Raw genomic sequence first — 18,010 nt, 5'->3', positions numbered from 1 at the left:
CTTGGAGGCCGCTCGCATCGGCATCGCGGGCGGAGCTTATAATGGAAGCGGGGATGATGTAATCCTGAAAAACCATGCCCGCCGAGCAACATAAAGAACAGGTGCGCGCCCATCTGAAGGTCGGCATCGTAACCTCGAGCGACACGCGCACCGCGGATGACGACCTAAGCGGCGCGGCGATCCGCGAGCTGTTCGAAGGCGCGGGACACCAGGTCACCTATTACGAGATCGTTCCCGACGCGCCGGCCAAAATCGCGCACGCGATCATCACCCATCTGCCGGCGCTGGATGCCATCGTGGTCAACGGCGGGACCGGACTCGCCCGGCGCGACGTAACCGCAGACGTGGTTCGCACGCTCCTGGACAAGGAAATCGAAGGCTTCGGGGAACTGTTCCGGATGCTCTCGTTCGAACAGGTTGGCGCCGCCGCGATGGTCAGCCGGGCGGTGGCGGGCGTACGGCAGGGCCGATTTATCGCTGCGCTGCCGGGGTCGACCAAGGCGTGCCGGCTGGCGATGGAGAAGCTGATTCTGCCGCAAATCGGGCACATCGCCTACCTGCTTGCCCAATGAACCGACTGCACCTCAAGCTGTTTGCCACCCTGCGCGAACGTGCGCGCGCCGCGGAACTAGAGCGCGAATTTCCCGACGGAATAACGGTCGCGGAAATCTGGAAGGCTCTGAAAGGCGAATTTCCGGCGCTCGCCGGCCATCGCGATTCGGTCGGGTTCGCGGTCAATCAGGAATACGTCGAGGGCAACTATCGTCCGCGCAACGATGACGAAGTCGCCTTTATCCCGCCGGTGAGTGGCGGCGCACCCCCCAACGAAGATCCGGCGCCATGGGTCGGCTCGGTCGCGATTGTTCGCGATCGCATCGAGGTCGCGGCGATGGAGCGTGAGGTCGGCGATCCTGCCGCCGGGGCGATCGTGACCTTCGCCGGAACCACGCGCCGCGACAACGTGGGCCGCAAGGTGACTCGGCTGGAGTATGAAGCATACGAACCGATGGCGCTCTCGGAAATGCGCAAGCTGGCGCGCGAAGCTGGGCAACGCTGGCCCATCGTGCGCATCGCGATCACCCACCGGATCGGGGCGGTGGAAATCGGCGAGACCTCGGTCGCGATCGCAGTTTCGGCGGCGCATCGAGGAGCGGCGTTTGAGGCATGCCGCTTCGCGATCGATCGCCTGAAAGAAACCGTTCCGATTTGGAAAAAAGAATATTTCGAGGGCGGGGAGATCTGGATAGGGTGCCAGACCTCGCATCCTCCTGAGGTCGAGCCTCGCCACTAGCGGCAGCGATCGCGTCCCGACATTGCTCAGTTTCTTTCCCGCGTGCGCTGGGGGCCGCTTTAAAACCCCCGGGCGCCAGGATCGGCGCTCTTCGATAAGGAGAGTCGCGAGATGCGCTTGACCGCCTGCCCTTCGGTGGTGGTAAGGGTGGAGCGGGTTGGCTGACGATGCACATGCTTTCACCGTATCGCGTTCTTGATCTGACCACCGAGCGCGGGCTTCTGTGTGGACAAGTCCTCGGCGATCTGGGCGCCGACGTGATCAAGATCGAGCCGCCCGGTGGAGCACCGGCGCGCCGGCTCGGTCCCTTCCTCGACGACGAGTCTCATCCCGATCGATCGCTTTACTGGTGGGCATACAACCGCAACAAACGCAGCGTTACGCTCGACATCGATCGCCCCGAGGGCCGCGCGCTGTTCAGGCGGATGGCGAGTGGCGCGGATTTTCTCATCGAATCGTTCAATCCCGGCGACATGGCAGCGCGCGGGCTTGGGTACGACGACCTGGCCGCCCTCAATCCCGCTCTGGTCTACGTTTCGATTAGCGCGTTCGGTCAGGAGGGCCCCAAGGCCAGCTATGCCGACGCCGACTTGATAATCATGGCGGCGGGCGGACCGCTGATGCTCACCGGCGACGATGACCGGCCACCGGTGCGCCTGAGCGTGCCGCAGGCATATCTACATGCGAGCGCCGATGCGGCGGTCGGTGCGCTGGCTGCCCATCACGAGTCGGTGCGCTCGGGCCGCGGACAGCGGGTTGACGTGGCAGCTCAGAAATCGGTAGCCATGGCGACCCAGTCGTGGGTGCTGGCGGCGCCGCTCGGATCGGTCGAGATTCGGCGGATGTCCGGCGGAGTCAAAATTGGCGAGCTGGACATTCCGCTGGTGTGGCCGGCGAAGGACGGATACATCGCGCTAACTTTTCTGTTCGGAAACGCGCTGGGAGTCTTCAGTCGAAAGCTGATGCACTACCTCTGCGAGCGCGGGTTTTGCGACCAAGCGACCCGCGACAAAGACTGGATCGCGCTGGGCGATCAGCTCGCCAGCGGCGCGGAACCGATAAGCGAATTCGAGCGTGTCGTCGAAATCGTCAGAAGCTTCACGCGCAGCCACACCAAGGCCGAGTTATTGCAATTCGCGCTGGAACGCGGGTTCTTGATGACGCCGATCACGACGATTGAAGAAGTTGTGAAAAGCCCGCAGCTTGAGTCGCGCGCGTACTGGCAGTCGATCGAGCATCCGGAGCTGGGTCGCAGGATCCTGTACCCTGGGCCGTTCGCAAAATTCAGCGCTACGCCGATCGCGTATCGTCATCGGCCGCCGACCGTCGGTGAGCACAATCGCGAAGTCTATTGCGGCGAACTGGGGCTCAGTGCCGCCGAGTTCGTCGCTCTCGTCGAAAAAGGAATCGTGTGATGGCTGAAACACTCCCTCTGGCCGACGTGCGAATCCTCGACTTCATGTGGGTGATGGCGGGTCCGGCGTCGACGCGCATCCTCGCGGACTACGGCGCGACGGTTATCAGGATCGAGTCTCCCACCCGGGTGGATACGGCGCGCACGCTGCAACCGTTTCACAACAACACCGCGGGCCCGGACTCGTCAGGGTTGTTTAACAACTGCAACGCCGGCAAGTTCGGTATCTCGCTCGATCTGGGGAACCCGCGCTCAGGCGAAGTGGTGCACGATCTTTTGCAATGGGCGCAGGTGGTGACCGAGTCGTTTTCGCCCAAGGCGATGCGTGCGTGGGGCTTTGACTACGAATCGCTGCGCAAGCTCAAGCCCGACATCATCATGCTGAGTACCTGCCTGATGGGCCAGAGCGGGCCGCTTTCGCGAATCGCGGGTTTCGGTAACATGGCCGCCGCGATATCCGGATTTCACAACCTCACCGGATGGCCCGATCGGCCGCCGGCCGGTCCATTCGGCGCGTATACGGATTATGTATCACCACGTTTCACCGCGATGGCGATTCTGGCCGCACTCGATCACCATCGGCGCACCGGACAGGGTCAATACATCGACCAGTCGCAGGCGGAGGCCTCGCTGCATTTCCTTGCCCCGGCGATTCTCGATTACACGGCGAACGGACGCATCCAGGGCCGGGTGGGTAACTCGGATCGCGAGTACGCACCACACGGGGTATATCCGGCGGCGGGCGAAGATCGCTGGATCGCGATCGTGTGCGAAACCGACGCCCAATGGCGAGGACTGTGTTCGGTGATAAACCGCCGAGACCTGGCGAGCGATCCGCGTCTGGCCACCGCCAAGGGACGGCGCGACAACGCTGCCGAAATAGACGCTGCAATATCAACCTGGACGATCGGGATGGGTGCCGGAGCGGCAGAGGCGCATCTCCAGTCGCGTGGCGTACCAGCACACCAGGTGCAGAACAGCGCGCAGGCTGCGCGCGATCCGCAGATGGCCCACAGCGCGCATTTCGTCGAAGTAAATCACTCGACGCTTGGCAAGACGATCGTCGAAGGACCGCGCGCGCATCTCTCGCGTACCCCGGCCCGTGTGCAGGCTGCGGGGCCTTCGCTCGGAGAGCACAATCCGCATGTACTCGAGAAGATCCTGGGCTATGGCGAAGAACGGATTACCGCGCTGGTCGCGGCGGGAGTGTTCGGCTGAGGGGGGAGATCAGACGTTTCAGACGCGCGTTTGATTGTGGGCCGGAGACGAGGAATCTCTTGTCACCAAGACTCCTAGGAAGGGCGGCGGCTGGCGAGTCTGCGCCGCGACAATGAAATGCGGTTTTATTCCCTAGTGCTTCCGCTGAGCCGGGCAAGCAGCCCTCGCGCCGGGGGTAAAATTTTCAATCCGCCGCCACCGTGCGGGCGTATATAACGCGGGGGGGTCGTGGTCGAGGGCACTGCAAGTCGCATGACCGACCTGGAGTTGGTGGCTGCGATGGCTTCCGGTAGGCAGGAAGCTCTGCGCGCCTTCAACCAGCGCTATGGCAATGCGATCGCGGTCGTCGCAGAACGAATCCTGGCCAGCCGAGCCGATGCCGAAGAAGTCGCCGCAGATGTCTTGTGGCAGGCCTGGCGGGATGCGTCGCGATTCGATCGCAGTCGCGGCTCGGTGGGAGCGTGGCTGATGATGCTGGCGCGTAGTCGCGCAATCGATCGCCTGCGTTCCCGCAAGTCGCGGGAGCGGTCTGCCGAGGACCCCGGCCTGATTGGCCACGAGGACGATCCGTCGCAGGCGATTTTTAGCGCGGAACGAAAGCAGCAGGTATCCAGGATATTGGCGGAACTCAAGGACGGGGAGCGTGAGGTGCTCGAACTCGCATACTTTTCCGATCTGTCGCAAGCAGAAATTGCGGAACGGACCGGGCTACCGCTCGGGACGGTTAAGACCCGCATGCGCACGGCGTTGATCAAACTCCGCGACAACCTGGCTGGTAGAGTCGACTAGCCAAGATGAATCACGAAGAGGTCAAAGACCTGCTGCCGCTGAGGGCGCTCGACCGGCTCGAGTCCGACGAGGACCGTGCCGTAACGACGCATCTGGCCGGGGGCTGCCCTGAATGCGAGCGCGAACTCGCATCGTTTCGTGAGGCTTTGGGAGCGCTCGCGCTGACCGCGGACCGGGAGGGCGCAAGCAACGAGCGTATATGGCAGCTGGTCGAAGCCAGGCTCGACGCAGACCAGACCTTGTCCCCGGGAAGCCGCGCGGGTATGCGGGACCGGGATCGCGCGATGCGTCCGCGGGACCGAATCCACATGGTCTCGTTCGCGGCGATTGCGATTGCGGCGCTCGCTTTGATCGCGCTCGGCTTCAACGTTCTGAGCCTGTACCGCGGACTTCAGTCGGCGCGTGGTACTGCTAGCTTTGAAGTAGCTGCCTTGCGGGCACGGATAGATGAGCTTCAGCGGGGCCTGGAAATCGCGTCCGCCCGGATAGCAGACCTGAAGACGCAACTGTCTCTCACCTCGAACCTGACCCTGGCAGCGTTTTCGCCCGATGCACGCGTGGTCCATCTGGCGGGATTGGCTGCCGCGCCTAAGGCTAGTGGGACGGTGGCATTTAGTCCGAGCAGTCACACGGCGTTTATGCAGGTATCCGGCCTCCCACCCGCCCCGACCGACAAAATTTACGAAGCGTGGTGGATTGGTCGCGAGGCCGGACCGATCCGTGCAGGGCTGTTCGAGGCACCGGCCGAGGGCGTCGCCAGGGTCGCTCTGATCATGCCGCCTAAAGGGGAGGAAATCGTCGCATCCGCGGTTACGCTTGAGCCCGCCAACGGCACGGAAAAGCCGACCGGGACTATGTATTTGAAAGGCGATATGCCCCGCTGACTTTTTGCAATTCTGCGGCAAGCACGACAGCCATCCGTGCACCGGGCAGTTGCGCAGCGCGGCCGACTCGCGCCCGGGCCTGTCGGTGAAACCGAGGGTTGGATGAATCGGCAAAGCCCATTCTCATATCTGTGCAACGCGTGCGGACAATGCTGCCGCGACAAGGTGATTACGCTTTCGCCATACGACCTGTTTATGATCGCGCGGGCGGCGGGAGTCCCCGGCGCCGAGGCGGTGCGGCGCTTCACGATCCGGCGCGGGTCGATCCTTCGCTTCAATGCAGACGGCGCTTGCGCTGCGTTGCACGGCACCAGATGCGGTGTTCATCTAGGACGCCCGCTTGCCTGCCGGCTCTATCCGCTCGGCATCGAGCGCGACTCTGTGGGTAGGGTGGAACGACTGGTACAACTCGATCCGGCACCCCAGTCGGCCGGGGTTTACGGGGTTCGGGGGAAGGTGGCGGACTTCTTAGAAAGCCAGGGCGTCCCCGAGTATTTGGCGATTAATGATAGCTATCGGCCTCTGATCACGATGTTCCGCGATCGCGTGAACGAATTGGTCGATTTCGAGAAAATCGAGCCGCGCGAATTCTGGCGCCGCGCGACCCGCGAAGCGCTCGCCGAGTCAGGTTACGACCCCAACCCGATCATCGACGCGCTGTTCGACCCGGGCGACAGCGTTACCAGGCATATCGAGTCGCTCACGAAATTGGCGCAGGAAACCCATGCTGCCGAATCTCTGGCGGAGGCCGCGGTCTTTCTTGCCGCGAGCCTGGGCTACTCGCCGTCGATCACATCGCAGCAGCCGGAATAGTGGCGCGGACCCGCGCCGGGGGGTCGATCCTTCCTGTTGCGGTCGAACCGAGATTTACCCTCGCCTTGTTGCGATGCAGGAGGCTAGTTCTGATCGCTTGATGGCTCCTCGGCTGGAGCGGCGGCGGCCGGTGCCGGAGCCGGATTCTGCGGTATCTTCAGGTCGGCCAGGATTTCTGTCGAGTGCACCGAGGGATCGACCTTCGGGTAGACCTTCTCGATAATCCCGTCCTGATTGATCACGTACGTGATGCGCCGGTCGAGTCCAAGAATCGGAATTCCGTTTGCGGCTCCATATTCAGTCGCGATGGTTTTTTCGGGATCGAGCAGGAGCGGGAAAGGGATGTTGTACTTCTTGATAAATGCCTTGTGGGATTGGCTGGAGTCGATGCTGCAGCCCAGCACCACCAGGCCCGCGGCTTGAAAGCGCGCAAACCCGTCGCGAAACGAGCACGCCTCCTTGGTGCACCCCGGCGTATCGTCCTTCGGATAGAAGTAAAGAATGACCGTGCGCCCGTGCAGGTCGGTCAGGGAAATTGGAGTTACCTGGTCGCCCTGCACCATCTGAGTCGAAAAGGGCGGCGCGACCTGTCCCTCTTTCAGCAGCTCGGCTCGCGCCATGCGCGGACGCAGCGCTACGAAAACCAGAGCCAGCGCGATGACGACCATGGTTGCGACGATCATCTTCATAGGCGATTCCCCGCTCTCTTCAATTCGCGAGATCGCCCGACGGTTCCCAAACCGATAGGCGGTCTAGATGTAATAGAGCCAGCCCCGGTATTTCGGCTCACGACCGTGCAGCGCACCCTCAAAGACCTGCTGGACCTTGCGTGTGATCGGCCCTGGCGTACCGGAGGCGATCTTACGGTCATCCAGTTCGACCACGGGCGTTACTTCGGCCGCGGTGCCGGTCATGAATGCTTCATCGGCGATGTAGAAGGCATCGCGTGCGAACAGCTCCTCACGTACCTCGATCCCCCCGTCGCGCAGAATCCTGATCACCGCATCGCGCGTGATTCCGGGCAGAACCGATGAGAGCGGCGGCGTGCGTACGATACCGTCGCGAATCACGAATACGTTCTCGCCGCTGCCTTCGGCGACATAGCCTTCCGTATCGAGCAGCAACGCCTCGTCGTACCCGCCGCGGCGCGCCTCGTAGCCGGCGAGAATCGAATTGACGTAGTGACCCGAAGCTTTGGCCGCGGGCATCATGGAGTTGTGGTGAAAGCGGGCGAAGGAGGAGGTTTTGAGACGTACGCCCTTGGTCAAGCCTTCCGATCCAAGGTATGCGCCCCATTTCCAGGCTGCGATTGCGACCCGGCTCTTGTTTCCGCGCGCCGCCAGGCCCATCTCCCCTTCGCCGTAGAACACCAGCGGCCGCAGGTAGCATTCCGCCAGCTTGTTGGTGCGCACCACGTCGGCGCACGCCTTAAGGAGCTCTTCCTGGCTGTAGGGAACCGGCATCTCCACGATATGCGCCGATTCAAGCAGGCGCCGGATATGTTCGCGCCCGCGAAAAATCGCCGACCGCCCGTCATCGTCCTGGTAGCAGCGCATCCCCTCGAATACGGCAAGCCCATAGTGGAGGCTATGGGTGAGCACGTGGACGTTGGCCTGGTCATAGGGAACCAGCTGGCCATCCATCCAGATTTTCTCGGAACGCAGACTGTCCACCGCCAAGGCTAGTGACCTCGCTCGCGAAAGAATTGGCACGCGCCATTGAGCCGTGCGCCGATCGCCCAACAGAAACTAGTCTATCGCTGATCACCGGACAAGGCGCCGGGCAACTCACTGGCGGCGAGGCGCGTCTGGAGTCGATATCGGAGCCTGCTTGCTTGGGGAGCCAGCCGCAGCGCTGAGCCCGCCCTGCGGGTGCCGCGATCGGCGGTGACGCCGTCGGCGTCGGCGCCGCCGATGTCCTGAGGTGGCGCGGTCGTCGCCGCTGGGCTTCCCGGCGAAGAACGTCCCGGGGTCATTGAGAAATCGCTGCAGCGGCCCGATGTCGATTCCATAGCTGGGGGCCACCATTTCGAAGAATAGTCGCGCGTGAGCAAAGTAAGGTCGGTGCATCAGCCGTCGGGCCCGTCGCGAGGGTGCGGCGAGATGCTCGAACGCATCTGTGACCAGCCGCATCCGCTCGGTATCGCCCCGGGCAAACCCGCGCAGGCGCAATTCGGTGAGCAGGTCGAATTCGTTGCTCTCGGCGCGTGATCGACGCGCGCGCATAAAATCGAAGAACATGGCTCCCAGCACGAAGGCATGATCGGCCGCAAATCCCTCATCGATGAGATGTCCGAGCGCGATCATGTGAGAAATCATCAATGGTTGCGCGCCGCTGCCGGATGAGGCTTTCAGATGCTGCGAGAGAAACGGCAGCAGCGGCTCAAGCAGTCCCAGCTCTTCCATCAGACAGGCCGCGCGCCCCGCCGCGGCCTGTCCCAGCGTGCGATAGGTCTCTTCGACCAGGCGTGGCATCGCCGCTTTCAGCAGGTCGTGGCGGTGCCGTTCAATCGCCGCGCGGGTGGCGGGTTCTATCGCAAACTCCAGCTTCGCCGCAAATCTCACCGCGCGCAGCATGCGGACCGGGTCCTCGCGCATGCGGGTTTCCGGATCTCCGATCGTGCGGATCAACCTGGCGCCAAGATCGTCGACGCCCCCCGGGTAATCGATCACGTGGAAAGTCGCAGGGTCGTAAAACAGCGCGTTGACCGTAAAGTCGCGGCGGAACGCGTCCTCTTGCGGTGTGCCAAAAGTGTTGTCGACCCGAATCAAAGGATCGTCGGGGCCGCCGAGATCTTCGCTGCGGCGGCGAAAGGTCGCGACCTCGACATTGTGGGGACCAAAGAATACGTGGACCAAGCGAAACCGCCGGCCGATAAGGCGCGAGTTGCGGAAGAGATCGCGAACCTGCTGAGGATGGGCCGAGGTACCGACATCGAAATCTTTGGGCCGGCGCCCCAGCATCAGGTCGCGTACCCCGCCGCCCACGAGGTAAGCGAGGTGTCCCGCGTTGATCAGGCGATAAAGGACACTCAGTACGTTGGGATCGATGTCGCGGCGCGAGATCGGATGGTCAGCGCGTTCGATTATGCGTGGTTCCAATTTCGCCGCTACTGGGAATCGGACCGGGCGCCCCCGTCATCGCCGGTCGACTGCCACGGCCCAAGAACCTAGCACGACCGCCGCCGCACTTCACCGTACCCGTCAGACGGTAAGTTTTAATGGAAAAACTCTGCCTAACCGGGTTACGATGCGTTTGCACCCAAGCAGTCGTGCGGATCTGAGGACGCGGTTTCTCGTCGAGCGGAGATAAGGAGAAAACGAAGAGGAGCACGCTTGGTAAATGGCGAACTGGCTGAGAGGGATGGCACAGCAAAATAAAACAAGTGGCTGCGCGACGACCTCTTGCTCCGCTGCATGCCCGTGGTCTTCGGGTTAGTGCCAACTAGCTGCTAGGCCGCGGCCCGGCCTTGAGTTTCCGCAATTAACCAGCGTTTGAGTTTGTTCCTGGTCGCCGGTGCTAACCCGGAGGAGGAGTCATCATGGCAATCGCAAAATCTAAAGCGCCGGCAATTATCAAGAAATACACCGTAGACCTTCAGGCTGAGTGGATGAAGGATTTGACAAAGAGGCTCAACGGCGACCTCCGAATCAGCGAGTCGGAGTTGTCAACCCAGACGCGTGAGTTTCTTGGCCTCCTGCAGGCGGCTTCGGCCGACGGCATTGAGAGCATTGAAAGCAAGGCTTGGGTGCCAATCCTGGAATTTTTGAAGGATGTCTCTCGCTCGCGAGCAATGCAGGGATTTACGTCGGACCAGACGGCCACCTTTATCTTTTCTTTAAAGAAACCACTCTTCGAGCGCCTGCGCAAAGAACTCGGCAAAGACGCGCAGCTGCTGGCCGACGAAGTGTGGAGCACGACCGAGCTGATCGACAAGCTCGGAATGCACACGGTCAAGACCTTCCAGAAAGCGCGCGAAGAGGTTATTGGGCGCCAACAGCAGGAAATGCTTGAACTGTCGACGCCGGTGGTCAAGTTGTGGGAAGGAATTCTCGCGCTCCCCATCATCGGCACGCTGGACAGCGCGCGCACGCAGGTAGTCATGGAAACGCTGCTCCAGCGAATCGTCGAGACCGGTTCGGGCACCGCGATCATCGACATCACCGGAGTGCCCACGGTAGATACCCAGACTGCCCAACATCTGCTCAAGACCGTAACCGCCATTCGGATGATGGGTGCGGATTGCATCATCAGCGGAATTCGACCGCAAATTGCGCAGACCATCGTTCATCTAGGCATCGACCTGCAGGGAGTGACTACCAAGGCGACGCTGGCAGATGCGCTCGGGCTCGCCCTCAAACTATCCGGACTGTCGATCGTTAACACCCAGCATTGATGGCCAAGCATGGAAAGAATTCCAATTATTCGTATGGGTCCGTTTCTGCTGGTTACCATTCAGGTGGAGATGGACGATCGAGTCGCGATTCAGCTTCAGGAAGACCTGACCGGGATGATCGAGAAAACCCACGCGCACGGTGTGCTGATCGATATATCAGCGCTCGAGATCGTGGACTCTTTCATAGGCAGGACGATCAGCAATATCTCCGCAATGTCACGGATTCTCGACGCCGGTACCGTGGTGGTCGGAATGCAACCCGCGGTCGCGATAACTCTGGTCGAGCTGGGACTCACGCTCCAGGGTGTGATGACCGCGCTCGACGTGGAGCGCGGAATGGCGATGCTAAACGCGTCACAGGATTCCAGAAATGGTCCCGTCAAAAAGTGAAGCATTGCCGCTGGTCCGTGAGCAAGATGTCGTCCTCGCGCGGCAGGCGATCCGCTCCGCCGCTCGCGGACTAGGCTTCACCATCGTCGATCAGACCAAGCTGGTGACGGCGGCGAGCGAGTTGGCCCGCAATGCTCTCGTCCATGGCGGCGGAGGAACCATGGTGTGGGAAACGGTGGCCGAAAACGGACGTCAGGGCTTGCGGCTCACCTTTAACGACAGCGGTCCCGGAATCGAAGATACCAAGCTCGCCATGAAGGATGGTTGGACGACCGGCAGCGGACTGGGTTTGGGCTTGCCGGGCGCGAAACGACTGGTCAATGAATTCGAACTGGTCTCCAAACCGGGGGTTGGGACTACAGTGATTATAACCCGATGGAAATGATCCATTGATGGCGGTTCATCAGCATCGATCTATCGAGATTCATGACCGTAGCTCGGTCGGTGAAGCGCGGCGCATTTCCACGCAAATGGCCGAGCGCGCAAAGCTCCCGCCAGCCGAATTGGGCAAGGTCCCGCTGATCGTCACCGAACTTGCGACCAATCTGCTCGCGCATGCCCAGGGTGGCGAAATTGTGTTGCGCTTGCTTCCGGACGAAACCGCACCGGGTCTTGAGATAATCGCTCTCGATCGAGGCCCGGGAATCGACGATGTGAGCGTCTGCCTTGCGGACGGCTACTCGCGGGGCGGGACGCGGGGATGTGGACTGGGCGCAGTACGCCGTCTGTCCACCGACTTCGATATCAACTCAAGGCAGCCCGCGGGAAGCGTGGTAATGTCGCGCGTTCGGGGCGGCGGACCTCACCCGGGTCCCTGTGAATTTTCTGCGATCAGCGTTCCGGCACCGGGCGAGACCGAGTGCGGAGATGCGTGGAGCTTGCGCCAGGTGGGCAACAAACTCGCCGCAATTGTCGTCGATGGACTGGGGCACGGTCCGCTCGCGGCGGCTGCCGCCGGGCAAGCTTTAGAGGTTTTCAGCGAACACTGGTTTCCGACCCCTGCCGACTATCTAGCGGCGGCAGATGCGGCAATGCGCTCGACGCGGGGCGCGGCGCTGGCGATTGCGGAGATTGATCTTGGCGCGCGAGAGCTTCATTACGCAGGAGTGGGCAACATTGCGGCGCGGATCGTAAATCTCGCCGCGAACCGGCAGCAGTCGCTGGTTTCACATGGCGGAATTGTGGGCGCGGGTCTGCGCAAGGTGCAACAATTTGACTACCGATGGCAGGAGGGTGATCTCCTGGTGATGCATTCGGACGGCTTGAACGAACGTTGGAACCTTGGGAACTATCCGGGACTGGCGCGGACCGATGTCGCGGTCATCGCCGGCATAGTGTACCGCGACGCGAAGCGCACCCGTGACGATGCAACCGTCCTGGCGGGACGCCTGACCGCGAGCCTGTTTGATGCACATGTGTGACGACGAACTGAGCGTAAAAGAGAGCGAGCCCATGCGCGCCGAGCATGATGCGTTGAAAGCCGAGTTGGCCCAGCGAGTTGAGCAAGTCGAGTCCCTGAGCCGCGAACTCGCGGAGACCAACAGCGGGGTCGTCGCGCTCTATGCGGAACTAGACGATAAGGCGCAGCAGTTGCGGGAAGCCTCGGATTTAAAAAGCCGCTTCCTATCGTATATGAGCCACGAGTTTCGTACTCCGCTTGGCTCGATCCGCAGCTTGACCCGAATCCTCCTCGATCGGCTCGATGGACCGCTGACCCCCGAGCAGGAGAAACAGATCGGTTTCATCCAAAGTTCCGCCCAGGAACTGAGCGAGATGGTGAACGATTTGCTCGACCTAGCCAAGATCGAGGCAGGGCGGATTTCGATTTCGCCGGCATGGTTTGAGCTGGTCGACCTGTTCGCCGCGCTTCGCGGAATGTTCAAGCCGATGCTCAACAATCCTCAGGTCGGGCTGGTGTTCGAGGAGCCGGTTGGTCTCCCGCGAGCCTTCTCGGATGACAAAAAAATCGGGCAAATTCTGCGCAACTTCATTTCCAACGCGCTTAAGTTCACCCGCCGGGGTGAGGTGCGAGTATCAGCGGAGAGCCACGCTCCAGGCTGGGTGAAATTCGCGGTCGCGGATACCGGCATCGGCATTGCGCGAGAGCATCTGGGCGCATTGTTTCGCGATTTCGTACAGGTCGATTCCCGAATCCAGCGTCGCGTGCAGGGCGTAGGCCTCGGTTTGGCGCTCAGCAAACGGCTGGCGGAACTCCTCGGTGGGAGTGTAGGGGTCGAAAGCGAACTCGGCCAGGGGTCGATTTTTTACGTCACCCTTCCGATTCAATTTACTTCAGGCGATTCTTCGCAAACGGTAAGCGAAACTGCGAGGGGGGCGAGGGTCAAAGATGTCTGATCCAACCCCACGCGTGGCGGTGGTGGACGACAACCACGCCACCCTTTATTCGACTTCGCGGGTGCTGCGTGCGGCGGGGTTTGACGTCGCTGAAGGAACCAGCGGCGAGGAAGCGTTCGACCTGGCGCTTGAAGATATCGACTTAATGCTGCTCGATGTGAACCTGCCCGACCTCCATGGGTTTGAAGTCTGCCGCCGCCTGCGGCAGGATCCGCGGTCGGCGCGAATACCGATCATCCACGTCTCGGCCACCTTCGTAACCGATTTGGACAAAGCGCACGGACTGGACTCCGGCGCTGATGGTTACCTCACGCATCCAATCGAGCCCTCGGTGTTGATCGCGACGATCAAGGCATTTCTCCGCGCGCGTCGCGCGGAGGAGGAGATGCACAAGAGCGAAGCGAAATTCAGGACCGTTTTCGAGAATGCCTTCATCGGGATCGTGTTGCTCGATGAGCGCCTGAACTACCTGGAGGTGAACCCTGCAATGTGCGGGGTGTTAGGCCGTAAGCGCGAGGAGATCATCGGCTTTCCCTTGCTCTCGTTCATTCCGCCGGGAGGGCCCTCCGATTCGCACGAAATCCAACGCTCGCTGGAAGAGACCGGAACCTGGCGCGGAACCTTTGCGATGGCAGGGCCCGACGGCCAGCTGATCCATCTGGAATGGCACATTTCGGCGCATTCGTTGCGCGGGGTCAGGCTGGCCGTCATTACCGACATCTCCGACCGCATGCGGTTTGAAAGCGAACGCAATGACCTGCTTGCCAGCGAGCGCAGCGCCCGCGCCGAAGCCGAGCGCGCCAACTACCTCAAGGATGAATTCCTGAGCACCCTGTCCCACGAATTGCGCACCCCGCTGAACTCGATCCTGCTTTGGACCCAACGGCTGCAGCACGACACTGATGACCGGGTGCAGATCGAGCGCGGCTTGTCCGCAATCGAACGCAATACCAAAGTCCAGGCGCAGCTAATTTCGGATTTGCTCGATGTATCTGCCATCGTCTCCGGTAAACTGCGGCTCGAGATCAGACCGGTCGACCTAGCCGCCATGATGAAGGGCGCCCTGGAGGGACTGTCACCCGCCATCGATGCGAAACAACTCAAGCTGCAGAGCTGGTTCGACGTCAATGCCGGCCTGATCTCCGGCGATGCGGGACGGCTCCAGCAAGTGGTCTGGAACCTGGTGAACAACGCGATCAAGTTCACGCCTAGCGGGGGAAATATCGACCTCAGACTCGAACGCGTGGAATCTCACGTCGAGATCAACGTCGCCGACAATGGTCAGGGAATCAGGCCCGAGTTGCTCCCATACCTGTTCGATCGCTTCCGTCAAGGTGACACCAAGAGCAACCACGGTCACGGCGGGCTGGGACTCGGACTTGCCATCGTCAAACACCTGGTGGAGATGCACGGCGGAACCGTGAGTGCGTCGAGCGCGGGCATAGGGCAGGGCGCGAAATTCACTGTGACACTACCGGTAGCCGCAACCTTTCGCGATCCTCTCAACGCGGAGTCGCCAAGGGCGCCCGAGTTTGCACGTCTGGAAGGGGTTCGCGTCCTGGTCGTTGACGATGACACTGACACTTGCGCTGTGCTGTCGCGCATCCTGGAGGAAACCGGTGCGATAGTGAAGACCGCCTTCAATGTCAAATCGGCGCTGGCGCAGTTCGAACGGAGTACCCCGCAGGTGCTGGTCAGTGATATCGGAATGCCAGAGCTGGACGGCTACGCGTTGATTCGTGAAGTGCGCGCGCGCGGCTACAGCTACCAAGCGTTGCCCGCGATCGCACTAACTGCTCTGGCCCGTCCCGAAGATCGCCGCCGCGCGCTACTGGCGGGGTACCAGATGCATATGGCGAAGCCGATCGATGCGAGCGAGTTGACCACCGCCATCGCAGCTTTGTTGGGTCGGACCGAACAACGCGGTTGAACAGAACGCGCCTTCCGGTCGGGAGGAAGGACAGCCTAGAAGCTCCCCTGCGTCCGCACCAGCGGGATCACTTCCTTGGCGAATTGCTCGAGCTGCGCGTCCCGATCGCGCGGATGACAGATCGCATCAACGCCGATGTCACGGACGCCCGCCCCGATCAATTCTGCGATCTTTTCGGCCGCGTCCGCCGGAGTACCGAGCACGCTGTACCGTCTGGCGGGTTCGCGAAAATCCATCGCGTAGCGTTTGCTTAACTGTTCCCCGGCAACCTCGAGGGCCGTCTCGTAGGATTTGCCGAGCGTGACGAACGCGTGGAACGAGGTTCCAAAGCTCTCGATTTTGCGCCCCGCCTTGGTGGCCTCGCGCGCGATGAACTCGAGCCCATCTGCGATTCGCTTGGGCGTCAGCACGTACGGCATCCATCCGTCGCCGTGATGAGCCGCGCGCTTGAGCGCCGCCTCCGCACGCCCCCCGATCCAGATCGGCGGTCCGCCGGGAGTCGCCGGCTTGGGTTCCATTTTTATTGGGCCGAAACTGAAGTAACGCCCGTGATGCTCCACCGTGGGCTCGGACCACAGTCGCCTGATGACCTGGATCGCCTCGGTCGCCCGCCCGCCGCGCTGTTTCACGGGCACTCCGCAGGCTTCGAACTCGGGTGGAAATTCCCCGCCCACGCCGATTCCAAAAATAAACTGCCCCGCGCCCATCAGGCGATCCAGCGTTGCTACCATCTTGGCGACCGGGGTCGGATGACGTAGCGGCAGCAGGTAGATGCTGGTTCCGTAGGTAAGTTCGGGTCGGAGGGCAGCCATGTAGGTGAGTTGCAGCAGCGGATCGCTTATGGGCCCGGTAAACGCGACGTGGTCTCCCGTCCAGATTACTTCGTAGCCCCATGCAGCGATCGCATCCACCGCACTTTTGGCGTGCTCGCGATCCGGCGCAGCTGCCATCACCCCAAATCTGATTCGCTTTGCCAGTGGCAACGCTTCGCTCATATTTGCGCGTCCCTTCTCTCGGAGATCGTCCGCTCAAACGACATGGAATAGCGTCCCCGCGAGGTATGTCAAACGCGAACACCAGTCCACCTCAACTCTTGTTCTTCCATCCTCGTCCAGGACCAGTCGCTCACGGGGATGATTCGCGCTGGGCGCTGAACGATTTTTGTCTGGGTTGGCGGGTAATGCGCCGGAGTCTCACCCGCTGACCAGCAACGATGGCGACCGCGGGCGGCTTCGGAATGCGAGACCGGAGGGCTTTCCACCATGACGGTCGCAAATGATTTCGTCGACGCCAACTGCTGGGCGCAATCTTCCGCGTCACCGGAGCGAAGACCGGTTCAGGAGACCCCCTTTGTGTGGCAGTCTGAGGCGCGCTAGGCGCGACTCACAGCTGAGGCCTGCAGCCCCTTGGGTCCTTGCGCGACTTCGAACTGGACTTTCTCACCCTGTTCGAGGGAGCGGAAGCCGTTGCCATCGATGGCGCTGTAATGGACGAAAACTTCTTGCCCATCCTCCATCGTGATGAAGCCGTAGCCCTTTTTCGGGCTAAACCACTTAACCGTACCGTTAGCCATGTCCCCCGTACCTCCTGACAAACCCGCCGGGAATAGGGCCCCGCCCATTACCGGAAGGAAGCGCCGCGTCCCCAGCGGCGCTACGTACCGGCGCCGCATATACCATATGGCGCGCCACTTACCAAACGGACGATAGGAGGCTCCTCAAGACGGGTTTTGGCATAGGGCAGCCGAAACCGAGCCCAGCAAGGCACGATTAGAAAACGGTGCTCGGAACTGTGAGTTTTAGCTCTGCCCCCAACGTACGATCGGGCGGGCATGAATATGGCAGTGATCCGGAATCTGGCGCATGACTCCGTCGATCACGAATTTGTCTTCGCCGTATTTAGCGCGCGCGATTACCGATAGTGCTTCGATCATTAACGCTCGTTCTTGGTCAGTCGCATTGGGACGATGATCTCCCAGCACCACCATCGGGGTGTCGCACGAGTCGCAGTCGAGAATCGCGAATTTGAAAGGGTTGACGAATTGAGCATAACGCTGCGTGTACTCACGCAACTCGCATAGTTCACATTTGGCCATCGGGGGATCCCGGGCGCGGCGCTCGGTCGGGCACTGAGAATGAAGCGCACGCCGCGCCAGCGGCGCGGCGTGCGCAATGACCAGGCTTACTAGGGGGCCGGAGATGCCTCAGGGGAGGCCGCCGGAGAGGACCCGGCGGCGCGCGCCGCCGAAGATCTGTTCATTCTCTCTACGTTCCCTGGGGATGTTTTCGTCTCAGCCTTGGCCGCGCGGGCCGCGCGCTTTTTGCAGCCCCTCACCCTGCCGACTGAGGTTTTCATATCGGAAGCGACATCTCTCATCGATTTGCCCTGACCGAGTGCCTGCATGACCGCATCACAATCAACCTGTGATGCGGCATATACCGCAGGAACCACGCTCGAAAACGACAATGCTACCCCAAGCATTACCGAAGCCGTGGCGATCGCAAGTTTGTGCATGAATATACCCCTCCCA

Annotated in this window: 19 protein-coding genes; 13 read left to right on the top strand and 6 right to left on the bottom strand. The window is 61.4% G+C overall.

Features of this window, described 5'->3' with window-relative positions:
* Positions 1-74 precede the first annotated feature (74 nt).
* The 7 genes from VGI36_06695 (at position 75) to VGI36_06665 (ending at position 6,409) form a co-directional block, all read left to right on the top strand.
* Positions 75-572 (top strand): MogA/MoaB family molybdenum cofactor biosynthesis protein, encoded by a 498-nt coding sequence (locus VGI36_06695; GenBank protein ID HEY2484818.1) that lies wholly within the window; start codon positions 75-77, stop codon positions 570-572.
* Positions 569-1,291, top strand: coding sequence for a molybdenum cofactor biosynthesis protein MoaE (locus VGI36_06690; GenBank protein ID HEY2484817.1), 723 nt, complete (start codon positions 569-571; stop codon positions 1,289-1,291). The genes VGI36_06695 and VGI36_06690 overlap by 4 nt, the downstream gene beginning before the upstream one ends.
* 167 nt (positions 1,292-1,458) lie before the next feature.
* Positions 1,459-2,706 (top strand): CoA transferase, encoded by a 1,248-nt coding sequence (locus VGI36_06685; GenBank protein HEY2484816.1) that lies wholly within the window; start codon positions 1,459-1,461, stop codon positions 2,704-2,706.
* Positions 2,706-3,923 (top strand): CoA transferase, encoded by a 1,218-nt coding sequence (locus VGI36_06680; protein ID HEY2484815.1) that lies wholly within the window; start codon positions 2,706-2,708, stop codon positions 3,921-3,923. The genes VGI36_06685 and VGI36_06680 overlap by 1 nt, the downstream gene beginning before the upstream one ends.
* A 279-nt stretch (positions 3,924-4,202) precedes the next feature.
* Positions 4,203-4,712 carry a sigma-70 family RNA polymerase sigma factor gene (locus VGI36_06675; GenBank protein ID HEY2484814.1) on the top strand — a complete coding sequence of 170 codons (510 nt, stop codon included), beginning with the start codon at positions 4,203-4,205 and terminating at the stop codon, positions 4,710-4,712.
* Positions 4,713-4,717: 5 nt separating this feature from the next.
* Positions 4,718-5,596, top strand: a complete 879-nt coding sequence (locus tag VGI36_06670) for an anti-sigma factor (protein ID HEY2484813.1) — start codon at positions 4,718-4,720, stop codon at positions 5,594-5,596.
* A 102-nt stretch (positions 5,597-5,698) separates the two neighbouring features.
* Positions 5,699-6,409, top strand: coding sequence for a YkgJ family cysteine cluster protein (locus VGI36_06665; protein ID HEY2484812.1), 711 nt, complete (start codon positions 5,699-5,701; stop codon positions 6,407-6,409).
* An 83-nt stretch (positions 6,410-6,492) separates the two neighbouring features.
* Here the strand turns inward: VGI36_06665 and VGI36_06660 are convergent, their stop codons facing one another.
* The 3 genes from VGI36_06660 to pcnB form a co-directional block, all read right to left on the bottom strand.
* Positions 6,493-7,098, bottom strand: a complete 606-nt coding sequence (locus VGI36_06660) for a peroxiredoxin (GenBank protein ID HEY2484811.1) — start codon at positions 7,096-7,098, stop codon at positions 6,493-6,495.
* Positions 7,099-7,161: 63 nt separating this feature from the next.
* Complete coding sequence (locus tag VGI36_06655; GenBank protein HEY2484810.1) at positions 7,162-8,082, bottom strand: branched-chain amino acid transaminase; 921 nt, start codon at positions 8,080-8,082, stop codon at positions 7,162-7,164.
* A gap of 114 nt (positions 8,083-8,196) precedes the next feature.
* The gene (pcnB, locus tag VGI36_06650; GenBank protein HEY2484809.1) at positions 8,197-9,510 is read right to left on the bottom strand and encodes a polynucleotide adenylyltransferase PcnB; all 1,314 of its coding nucleotides are present in this window, start codon (positions 9,508-9,510) and stop codon (positions 8,197-8,199) included.
* A 440-nt stretch (positions 9,511-9,950) separates the two neighbouring features.
* Here pcnB and VGI36_06645 point away from each other — a divergent pair, with 440 nt between their 5' ends.
* The 6 genes from VGI36_06645 to VGI36_06620 are packed head-to-tail and all read left to right on the top strand — an operon-like array spanning position 9,951 to position 15,480.
* Positions 9,951-10,805 (top strand): STAS domain-containing protein, encoded by an 855-nt coding sequence (locus tag VGI36_06645; GenBank protein HEY2484808.1) that lies wholly within the window; start codon positions 9,951-9,953, stop codon positions 10,803-10,805.
* Positions 10,806-10,814: 9 nt separating this feature from the next.
* Positions 10,815-11,195, top strand: a complete 381-nt coding sequence (locus VGI36_06640; GenBank protein HEY2484807.1) for an STAS domain-containing protein — start codon at positions 10,815-10,817, stop codon at positions 11,193-11,195.
* A complete protein-coding gene (locus VGI36_06635; GenBank protein HEY2484806.1) occupies positions 11,176-11,580 on the top strand; it encodes an anti-sigma regulatory factor in 405 nt (134 codons plus the stop codon). The genes VGI36_06640 and VGI36_06635 overlap by 20 nt, the downstream gene beginning before the upstream one ends.
* Positions 11,581-11,587: 7 nt before the next feature.
* The gene (locus tag VGI36_06630; protein HEY2484805.1) at positions 11,588-12,616 is read left to right on the top strand and encodes an ATP-binding SpoIIE family protein phosphatase; all 1,029 of its coding nucleotides are present in this window, start codon (positions 11,588-11,590) and stop codon (positions 12,614-12,616) included.
* Entirely contained in the window at positions 12,609-13,550 is a 942-nt protein-coding gene (locus tag VGI36_06625; protein ID HEY2484804.1) for an ATP-binding protein, read from the top strand. Before VGI36_06630 ends, VGI36_06625 begins: the two co-directional genes overlap by 8 nt.
* Complete coding sequence (locus VGI36_06620; protein HEY2484803.1) at positions 13,543-15,480, top strand: response regulator; 1,938 nt, start codon at positions 13,543-13,545, stop codon at positions 15,478-15,480. Before VGI36_06625 ends, VGI36_06620 begins: the two co-directional genes overlap by 8 nt.
* A gap of 35 nt (positions 15,481-15,515) precedes the next feature.
* Here the strand turns inward: VGI36_06620 and VGI36_06615 are convergent, their stop codons facing one another.
* The 3 genes from VGI36_06615 to VGI36_06605 all read right to left on the bottom strand — a co-directional run bounded on the left by VGI36_06615 (position 15,516) and on the right by VGI36_06605 (position 17,575).
* Entirely contained in the window at positions 15,516-16,475 is a 960-nt protein-coding gene (locus VGI36_06615; GenBank protein HEY2484802.1) for a TIGR03619 family F420-dependent LLM class oxidoreductase, read from the bottom strand.
* Between the two features lie 377 nt (positions 16,476-16,852).
* Positions 16,853-17,053, bottom strand: coding sequence for a cold-shock protein (locus VGI36_06610; GenBank protein HEY2484801.1), 201 nt, complete (start codon positions 17,051-17,053; stop codon positions 16,853-16,855).
* A 225-nt stretch (positions 17,054-17,278) separates the two neighbouring features.
* Positions 17,279-17,575, bottom strand: a complete 297-nt coding sequence (locus tag VGI36_06605; protein ID HEY2484800.1) for a hypothetical protein — start codon at positions 17,573-17,575, stop codon at positions 17,279-17,281.
* Between the last annotated feature and the right edge of the window lie 435 nt (positions 17,576-18,010).

The sequence above is a fragment of the Candidatus Binataceae bacterium genome (assembly GCA_036495685.1).
In the GTDB taxonomy this organism is placed as follows: Bacteria; Desulfobacterota; Binatia; order Binatales; family Binataceae; genus JAFAHS01.
Note: the sequence above shows the minus strand (reverse complement) of the source record. Positions and strands in the feature narration are given on the sequence as shown.

Bases quoted from the DNA above. Each gene is read 5' to 3' on its own strand.
- VGI36_06695 (HEY2484818.1), top strand. From the start codon at position 75: ATGCCCGCCGAGCAACATAAAGAACAGGTGCGCGCCCATCTGAAGGTC.
- VGI36_06690 (HEY2484817.1), top strand. From the start codon at position 569: ATGAACCGACTGCACCTCAAGCTGTTTGCCACCCTGCGCGAACGTGCG.
- VGI36_06685 (HEY2484816.1), top strand. From the start codon at position 1,459: ATGCACATGCTTTCACCGTATCGCGTTCTTGATCTGACCACCGAGCGC.
- VGI36_06680 (HEY2484815.1), top strand. From the start codon at position 2,706: ATGGCTGAAACACTCCCTCTGGCCGACGTGCGAATCCTCGACTTCATG.
- VGI36_06675 (HEY2484814.1), top strand. From the start codon at position 4,203: ATGGCTTCCGGTAGGCAGGAAGCTCTGCGCGCCTTCAACCAGCGCTAT.
- VGI36_06670 (HEY2484813.1), top strand. From the start codon at position 4,718: ATGAATCACGAAGAGGTCAAAGACCTGCTGCCGCTGAGGGCGCTCGAC.
- VGI36_06665 (HEY2484812.1), top strand. From the start codon at position 5,699: ATGAATCGGCAAAGCCCATTCTCATATCTGTGCAACGCGTGCGGACAA.
- VGI36_06660 (HEY2484811.1), bottom strand. From the start codon at position 7,098: ATGAAGATGATCGTCGCAACCATGGTCGTCATCGCGCTGGCTCTGGTT.
- VGI36_06645 (HEY2484808.1), top strand. From the start codon at position 9,951: ATGGCAATCGCAAAATCTAAAGCGCCGGCAATTATCAAGAAATACACC.
- VGI36_06640 (HEY2484807.1), top strand. From the start codon at position 10,815: ATGGAAAGAATTCCAATTATTCGTATGGGTCCGTTTCTGCTGGTTACC.
- VGI36_06635 (HEY2484806.1), top strand. From the start codon at position 11,176: ATGGTCCCGTCAAAAAGTGAAGCATTGCCGCTGGTCCGTGAGCAAGAT.
- VGI36_06630 (HEY2484805.1), top strand. From the start codon at position 11,588: ATGGCGGTTCATCAGCATCGATCTATCGAGATTCATGACCGTAGCTCG.
- VGI36_06625 (HEY2484804.1), top strand. From the start codon at position 12,609: ATGTGTGACGACGAACTGAGCGTAAAAGAGAGCGAGCCCATGCGCGCC.
- VGI36_06620 (HEY2484803.1), top strand. From the start codon at position 13,543: ATGTCTGATCCAACCCCACGCGTGGCGGTGGTGGACGACAACCACGCC.
- VGI36_06615 (HEY2484802.1), bottom strand. From the start codon at position 16,475: ATGAGCGAAGCGTTGCCACTGGCAAAGCGAATCAGATTTGGGGTGATG.
- VGI36_06610 (HEY2484801.1), bottom strand. From the start codon at position 17,053: ATGGCTAACGGTACGGTTAAGTGGTTTAGCCCGAAAAAGGGCTACGGC.
- VGI36_06605 (HEY2484800.1), bottom strand. From the start codon at position 17,575: ATGGCCAAATGTGAACTATGCGAGTTGCGTGAGTACACGCAGCGTTAT.